Origin of the sequence: Streptomyces sp. NPDC002138 (assembly GCF_040296485.1) — a bacterium.
Lineage (GTDB): Bacteria > Actinomycetota > Actinomycetes > Streptomycetales > Streptomycetaceae > Streptomyces.
On the sequence record NZ_JBEOXE010000134.1, the window covers coordinates 1 to 7,444 of the forward strand.

A 7,444-nucleotide genomic window follows, 5' to 3' on the forward strand; every position below is an offset into this window, starting at 1 on the left:
GCGGGGCGAGGTCCGCTTCAAGGACAACGCGAACTCCTACGCCCAGGGCGCCGGGCAGGCCGTGGACACCACCAAGAGCTTCAGCGTCTCGGCGCCGGGCCCCCGCGCTCGGCCCACGTCACGCCCAACGTCCGCTCCCCCTGGCCGGGTTGACCCTCGGCGTCCGCGGGGAGGTGTCCCGGCCCCTCGTGTTCGGAGCCCGTCGCGGAGGGCTGGGCGACCGTCACCGCGAGGGCGCTGCCGTCCCGGGTCCAGCACCCGAGGTGCGCCGAGCTTCCCGGCTCGGCGCCCGCGAGCACCTGGCGCCCGGTTCCGTCCGGGTGCACCACCAGGACCCGGGTGTGCTCGCCGCCGCCGGGAGCCGAGGTGTAGGCGATCCAGCGCCCATCGGGGGACCAGGAGACCTCGGTGACCGGTTCGGGGTCGGCGTCCAGCACGTGGGCCTCGTCCCCCCGGGCGGGCCCGCTCCACAGCTGCGGGACCCCGGAGCGGTCGCAGATGAACGCGACGTGCTGCCCCGTGGGGTCGGCCGAGGGGTACCAGCACCCGTGGGCGGTGAGCAGGGTCGGCGGGTCGGCGCTGCGGTGGTCGGGCAGCCGGACCGGCAGGGGGGCGGCATCGGGTGCGTACTCCGGGAGGGGGGCCCGGTCCAGGGGCTGCGCGTGCTCAAGGGGTTGCACGTGTTCCGGGGGGTGTACGTGTTCCGGGGGGTGTACGTGTTCCGGGGGTTCCATGGGCTCCAGGGGCATGGGTGGCTCTCCCAGACCTTCCGCTTCCGCGTTCACTTCCGCTCTGCCGGTGTCGACCGCTCAGGTCAGTTGATGCCGTGCGCTTGCAGCCAGATCTCCAACGACGCCACCTGCCACAGGGTGTTGGCCCCGCGTTTCGTACGGTGGCTGTTGGGTGCCGCCAGCAGCTCGTGTACCAGGTGCCGGTCGAAGATCCCGCGTCGGCGTGCTTCGGGGGCCGTGAGGGCGTCGCGGACGCGCGCCAGCACCGGCTCGGCCATGTTCCGGACCGCGGGCACCGGGAAGTACCCCTTCGGCCGGTCGACGACCTCCCGGGGCAGGACCGTGCGTCCGATGTCCTTGAGCACGGCCTTGCCGTCCTGGGCCAGCTTCAGCTCCGGCGGGCAGGCCGCGGCCAGTTCGACGAGTTCGTGGTCGAGGAACGGCACCCTCGCCTCCAGTCCCCAGGCCATCGTCATGTTGTCCACCCGCTTGACCGGGTCGTCGGGCATGAGCGCGTGGACGTCCATGCGCAGGGCCGCGTCGAGAGCGGTCTGCGCGCCGGGGGTGGCCATGTGGGTGCGGACGAAGGCCGTCGAGACGTCGTGGCCCGCGCGGTAGTCCGGGTGCAGCATGGCGGTGAGTCCTGCGTGCCGCCGGTCGAAGTACGTGTCCGCGTACGCCTCGTCCGCCTGCGTCCGGGGGGCGGCGGCGATCCGCGGGTACCAGTGGTAGCCGGCGAAGACCTCGTCCGCGCCCTGGCCGCAGAGCACGACCTTGACCTCCTTGGAGACCTGTTCCGACAGCAGGTGGAACGCGACGGCGTCGTGGCTGATCATCGGCTCGCTCATCGCGCCGATCGCGGCCTCCAGCGCGGCCGGGAGCCGGTCGGAGGGGATCATGAACTGGTGGTGGTCGGTCGCGAAGCGGCGGGCGACCAGGTCCGAGTAGTGGAACTCGTCCCCGTCCTCGCCGTTCTCCGACTCGAAGCCCATGGCGAAGGTCGGCAGGTCCTCCTGGCCCTGTTCGGCCAGCAGCGCCACGATCAGGCTGGAGTCCAGGCCGCCGGACAGGAGCACGCCCACGGGGACGTCCGCGACCGTGCGCCGCCGCACCGCCGTGCGCAGCGCGTCGTGCACCGCTTCCTGCCACAGGTGCGGGTCCCGGCCCAGCTCGGAGTGCCGGGCGTACGACGGCTGCCAGTAGCAGTGGTCGCGGTGGGTACCGTCCCGCTCGACGACGCGGACGGTGGCCGGCGGGATCTTCCGTACGCCGGCCAGTACGGTGCGGGGCGCCGGGACCGTACCGTGCCAGCTCAGGTATTGGTGGAGCGCCTCGCGGTCGAGGGTCGTGTCGATGCCGCCGCCCGCCAGCAGGGCGGGCAGGGAGGAGGCGAAGCGGAGCCGGTCGCTGTCCTGGGTGACGTACAGGGGCTTGATGCCGAGGCGGTCGCGGCCCAGGACGACGCGGCCCGTGTGGTGCTCGGTCAGGGCGAAGGCGAACATGCCGACGAGGAATTCGACGCACTCCCGGCCCCACTCGGCGTAGGCCTTGACGATGACCTCGGTGTCGGAGCCGGAGAAGAAGTGGTGCCCGCGGGCTTCCAGCCGTTCCCGCAGCTCACGGTGGTTATAGATGCAACCGTTGAAGACCGCCGTGAGACCCAGCCGGGTGTCGGTCATGGGCTGGGCGCCGCGCTCGGACAGGTCGATGATCTTCAGGCGCCGGTGGCCCAGGGCCACCGCGCCCTGCGACCACGCGCCCCGGCCGTCGGGGCCCCTCGGCTCCATCGCGTCGGTCATGCGCTCGACGGCGGCGAGATCGGGGCGCCCGCCGTCGAACCGCACCTCTCCGCTCAAGCCGCACACGGGGCACCTGCCACGCGCGCGGCTTCTCGGGAGCGTCGGCGCCCCGCGACCTCACTCTCCGCGGATGACCATGTCACGTACATCATTAAGACACTCCTGAACCGGTTCGGCCAGCGCAGGAGCGGCCGGCTCGAACAGGCGATCGACGTACTACGCGCCTGCCCGCCGGAGCGCTTCTCAATCGGACACTCCCCCGCGCCGGACCCGCCTCGACCGCCTGGTGACCGGCGACCGGCACGCGCACCGCCACGCCTGACCACGGCACCGCGCGGGCGGCCCGGGCCCGCTCCGGGGCCGGATGCGAGGATGTCCGGATGGACATCCTCAGCAGGAACAACGTGACCGTGACCGGCCCGGCCGACGGGCCGGTGGTCGTGCTGGCGCACGGGTTCGGCTGTGACCAGAACATGTGGCGGCTGGTGGTGCCGGCGTTGGCCGAGCGGTACCGGGTGGTGCTGCTCGACTACGTCGGCTGCGGCGGCTCGGAGCTTTCGGCCTGGAGCGAGGAGCGGTACTCCTCGCTCCAGGGGTACGCCCAGGACGTCGTCGAGGTCTGCGAAGCGCTGGATCTGGAGGGGGCGGCCTTCGTCGGGCACTCGGTCAGCGCCATGGTGGGGGTACTGGCCGCGCACACGGCGCCGGGGCGGATCGGGGCGCTGGTGATGGTGGCCCCGTCGCCCCGCTACATCGACGACGAGGGGTACCGGGGCGGCTTCGCGGCGGATGACATCGACGAGCTGCTCGGCTCGCTGGAGTCGAACTACCTGGGCTGGTCCTCCGCCATGGCTCCCGTCATCATGGGCAACCCGGAACGCCCCGAGCTGGGGCAGGAGCTGACCAACAGCTTCTGCGCCACCGACCCCGACATCGCCGCGGTCTTCGCCCGCACCACGTTCCTGTCCGACAGCCGCGAGGACCTGAAGAGCGTGCGGGTGCCGACCCTGGTACTGGAATGCGCCCAGGACGTGATCGCGCCCCGCGAGGTCGGCGCGTACGTGCACGCCGCGATCCCGTCCTCCCGCCTGGTCACCCTCGAGGCCACCGGGCACTGCCCCCAGCTGAGCGCGCCGGAGGCCACCGGCAGAGCGATCTCCGGCTTCCTGGCGGCCCAGCAGTGACATGCCGCGCGGCCGGGGAGCCGGAGCCGGACCCCGTGGAGGCCGAGGACCCGGCGGGTACCTTCGCCGCGTTCACCGCGCTGCTGGAGGACAGCGCCGAGGAGCTGTACGAGGCGGCGCCCTGCGGCTATCTGTCGACGCTGATGGACGGCACCATCGCCAAGATCAACACGACCCTGCTCGACTGGCTCGGCCTGGAGCGCGACGCGGTGGTGGGCAGGCTCCGCTTCCCCGATCTCCTCACCGTCGGCGGGAAGCTGTACCACGAGACGCATTTCGCGCCGCTGCTGCGCCTGCAGGGCGAACTGCGCGGCATCGCCCTGGAGATGAAGGGCGCCGAGGGGCGGCGCATGCCCGTACTGGTCTCCTCCGTGGTGAAGTACACGAGCGAGGGCGAGCCGCTGCTGATCCGCACCACCGCCTTCGACGCCTCGGACCGGCGCGCCTACGAACAGGAACTGCTGCGCCGCCGTCAGGAGGCCGAGCAGGCACGGGCCGAGGCACAGGCGGCGCAGGCGGAAGCGGAGCGGGCCCGCCGCCAGGCGGAGGCCGACCGGGAGCGGCTGGCCGACGCGCTCGCCGTGCTGCAGCAGTCCCTCGTACCGTCCTCGCTGCCCGAGGTACCGGGGCTGGAGGCGGCCGTCCACTACCACACGGCCGCTCCCGACCGGCTGGGCGGCGACTTCTACGACCTGTTCCCCGTGGGCGGGGGCAGATGGGCGTTCTTCCTGGGCGACGTGTGCGGCAAGGGCCCCCAGGCGGCGTCCCTCACCTCGCTCACCCGGTACACCCTGCGCGCGGCGGCCCTGCACACGCCCGAGCCGGCCGAGGCGCTGGCCACGCTGAACTCCGTCCTGCACGAGCGGTACGCGGCCGGCGGCGACCCCCGCTACTGCACCGTCATCTTCGGCGTGGCCGAGCCCGATGCCGACAGCGGCCGGACCAGGGTGCGCCTCGCTTCCGGCGGTCACCCCCCGGCGCTGATCGTGCGGGCGGACGGCCGGACCGACTTCCTGCAGACCCCCGGAGGGCTGCTCGTCGGTGTCCTGCCCACCGCCCCCTTCACGACCGCGCGGACCACCCTCGAGGCGGGTGACACGCTCCTGCTCTACACCGACGGCCTCACCGAGGCCCGTACCGGCTCCACCCGCGAGAGCCTCTTCGGTGACGAGGCCCTGCACGCCTTCGCCACCGGCCACGCCCCGGCCACGCCTCAGGGCCTGGTCAGCGCGCTGACCGGGCTGCTGGACAGCTTCGGCGACGGCCTGGACGACGACACCGCCCTGCTGGCGCTCGGTGTCCCCGCCGCCGGGACCGGCCCCGCGACGCAGGCGCCACGATGAGCCCCCTGCACCTCACCCACCACGCCACCGCCACGGGCCCCGTCCTGCGCGTGGCGGGCGAGCTCGACTACGCGCAGGCCGCCGCCCTGCGCGAGTACGTCGAACGCCTCGCCCTCGGCCCCGGACAGAGCCTGGTCATCGACCTGTCCGAGCTGGAGTTCTGCGACTCCACGGGCATCAGCACGCTCCTCGCCGCCCGCCATCGCGCCCGGTCCGTGGGCGCGGACGTGACCCTCGTGGCCGTGCCCGCCAACACCTTGCGCATCCTCACCGTCGTCGGCCTGGACCGGGTCTTCACCATCCGCCCCGGCGGCGGGACCGCGTAAACCCTGCCCGGCCGCCCCTCACCGATCCGCCGGAGCCGGGAGCCAGCGCAGGGCCTCGGCCTGGAAGGGGACCTCGCAGTCGAGCTGGGAGAGCACCGCGATGGCGCTGCCCACGACCCGGTTGACCAGGACGTATTCGGGCGGCAGGTTGATGCTGCGCAGCAGGCTCCGGCGGTGCGCGAGGGCCGCCTGCGTCACCTCGCCGCGCAGCCACTGACGGGTGAAGCGGTGGCTCGGCGCCATGGAGGGCCCGGCGAGCGGCCGCAGGAAGGACCGCAGGGTCTCGGTGTCCAGGGGCGCGCCCGGGCGTACGAAGCCCTCGTCCGCGAGGAGCCCGCGCGCGCCTTCCCAGTCCTCGGCCATGGCGAGCCGCACCAGCGCGCCGAGGGCGGGCGGGAAGCCGTCCGGGAGCCGTTTGACCGCGCCGAAGTCGAGGACCCCGAGGCGACCGTCCGGGAGGATGCGGAAGTTCCCGGGGTGCGCGTCGGCGTGCAGATGCCCCGCGCGTTCCGGTCCGGAGAGGAGGAACCGGGTGTAGGCGAGCCCCGCCGCGTCCCGTTCCTCCTGGCTGCCGTCCCGGATCACGGCGGAGAGCGGGGTGCCCTCCAGCCATTCGGTGACCAGGACCCGCTCGGTGAAGGCCACCACCTCGGGGACGGCCACCTCGCGGCCGGTCCGGTAGGCGTCCGCGAAGGCCTGCTGGGCGGCCGCCTCCAGCCGGTAGTCGAGCTCCTCCCCCACGCGTTCGCGCAGCTCGTCGAGCATCGGCTGGGCGTCGAGCCCGGGGGCGACGGTGGAGAAGAGTGTGACGGCCCGGCCGAGGCGGTCGTAGTCCCCCAGCAGCGCCTGCCCCGCGCCCGGGTACTGGATCTTCACGGCGACCGGGCGCCCGTCGGCCCACAGGGCCCGGTGCACCTGGCCGATCGAGGCGGCGGCCGCGGGCTCGTCCTCGAAGGATTCGAAGCGCTCGCGCCAGTCCTCGCCCAGCTCGGCGGCGAGGACCGTGTGGACCGTGGCGGCGGACAGGGCGGGAGCGGAGTCCTGGAGCAGGGTCAGGGCGGCCCGGTAGGGGCCGAGGGCCTCGGTCGGAAGGGCCGCCTCGAACACGGAGAGCATCTGGCCGAACTTCATGGCCCCGCCCTTGAGTTCGCCGAGCACCCGGAAGAGGTGGTCGCCGGTGCGGCGCTGCACCTCCGCGGCCAGGGCTTCGGCGGAGTGGCCCGCCAGCCGCTTGCCGAGCCCGAGCGCCGTACGGCCCGCGAAGCCCAGGGGCAGCGCGGCCAGCCGGGCGCCGCGGGCGAGGGCGGTGAGCGGGATGTCCCGGGCGGAGGTGCGCGGTGCGCGGCTCATCGGGTGGTCCCCGTCCCCGCCAGGCTGCGGCGCGCCGGGCGGGCCCCGGTGTGCGCGAGCGCGGTCACGGCGTTGGCGATCAGCGCCAGGCCCGCGCCGCCCCCCAGCGTCATGATCGACTCGGGGTGGAACTGCACGGCGGCCAGCGGCAGTTCGCGGTGTTCGATGCCCATGGCGATGCCGTCCTCAGTCAGCGCGGTGACGCGCAGCTGCGGCGGGAGCGCCGTCGCCCGCGCGTACAGGGAGTGGTAGCGGCCCACCGTCAGCGTCGGCGGCAGCCCGGCGAACAGGCTGCCGCCGTCACCGGCCACTTCGATGACGGACGGTTTGCCGTGCACGGGGCGCTCCAGCGTCTCCAGGACCCCGCCGAAGTGCTCGACGATGCCCTGGAGGCCGAGGCAGACGCCGAAGACCGGCACCTCCCGCTCCAGCGCCGCGTCCAGCAGGGTGCCCATCGCGAAGTCGGCCGGGCGGCCCGGCCCCGGGGAGAGCACGAGCAGGTCGGGGCGGACCTCGTCGAGGAGCTCCGGCGGGAATCCGGCCCGGTAGGTGACGACCTCGGCGCCGGTCTGGCGCAGGTAGTCGGCGAGGGTGTGGACGAAGGAGTCCTGGTGGTCGACGAGCAGCACCCGGCGGGGCCCTCGGTCAGCAGGTACTGCGCGGCCGCGTAGGTCGCCATGACCCAGAAGGCGGGCCGGGGCAGCTGCGGCC

Annotated in this window: 7 protein-coding genes; 3 read left to right on the forward strand and 4 right to left on the reverse strand. The window is 73.7% G+C overall.

Going from position 1 to position 7,444, the window contains the following annotated elements:
* Positions 1-80: 80 nt before the first annotated feature.
* On the reverse strand, positions 81-680 hold the full coding sequence (locus ABT084_RS37465; RefSeq protein WP_502969297.1) for a TolB family protein: 600 nt from the start codon (positions 678-680) through the stop codon (positions 81-83).
* Positions 681-814: 134 nt separating this feature from the next.
* Positions 815-2,596 (reverse strand): N-acetylglutaminylglutamine amidotransferase, encoded by a 1,782-nt coding sequence (locus ABT084_RS37470; RefSeq protein WP_351054201.1) that lies wholly within the window; start codon positions 2,594-2,596, stop codon positions 815-817.
* Between the two features lie 314 nt (positions 2,597-2,910).
* Here ABT084_RS37470 and ABT084_RS37475 point away from each other — a divergent pair, with 314 nt between their 5' ends.
* Genes ABT084_RS37475 through ABT084_RS37485 form a run of 3 tightly spaced genes read left to right on the forward strand, consistent with a single transcriptional unit; the run spans position 2,911 to position 5,383 of the window.
* Positions 2,911-3,714, forward strand: a complete 804-nt coding sequence (locus tag ABT084_RS37475) for an alpha/beta fold hydrolase (RefSeq protein ID WP_351054203.1) — start codon at positions 2,911-2,913, stop codon at positions 3,712-3,714.
* Positions 3,711-5,057, forward strand: coding sequence for a PP2C family protein-serine/threonine phosphatase (locus ABT084_RS37480; RefSeq protein WP_502969298.1), 1,347 nt, complete (start codon positions 3,711-3,713; stop codon positions 5,055-5,057). Before ABT084_RS37475 ends, ABT084_RS37480 begins: the two co-directional genes overlap by 4 nt.
* Complete coding sequence (locus ABT084_RS37485; RefSeq protein ID WP_351054209.1) at positions 5,054-5,383, forward strand: STAS domain-containing protein; 330 nt, start codon at positions 5,054-5,056, stop codon at positions 5,381-5,383. Before ABT084_RS37480 ends, ABT084_RS37485 begins: the two co-directional genes overlap by 4 nt.
* An 18-nt stretch (positions 5,384-5,401) precedes the next feature.
* On the opposite strand, the gene ABT084_RS37490 is transcribed toward ABT084_RS37485, so the two are convergent.
* Together ABT084_RS37490 and ABT084_RS37495 are read right to left on the reverse strand one after the other, a co-directional pair.
* Entirely contained in the window at positions 5,402-6,733 is a 1,332-nt protein-coding gene (locus ABT084_RS37490; RefSeq protein ID WP_351054211.1) for an ABC1 kinase family protein, read from the reverse strand.
* Positions 6,730-7,362, reverse strand: coding sequence for a glutamine amidotransferase-related protein (locus ABT084_RS37495; protein WP_351054214.1), 633 nt, complete (start codon positions 7,360-7,362; stop codon positions 6,730-6,732). Before ABT084_RS37495 ends, ABT084_RS37490 begins: the two co-directional genes overlap by 4 nt.
* Between the last annotated feature and the right edge of the window lie 82 nt (positions 7,363-7,444).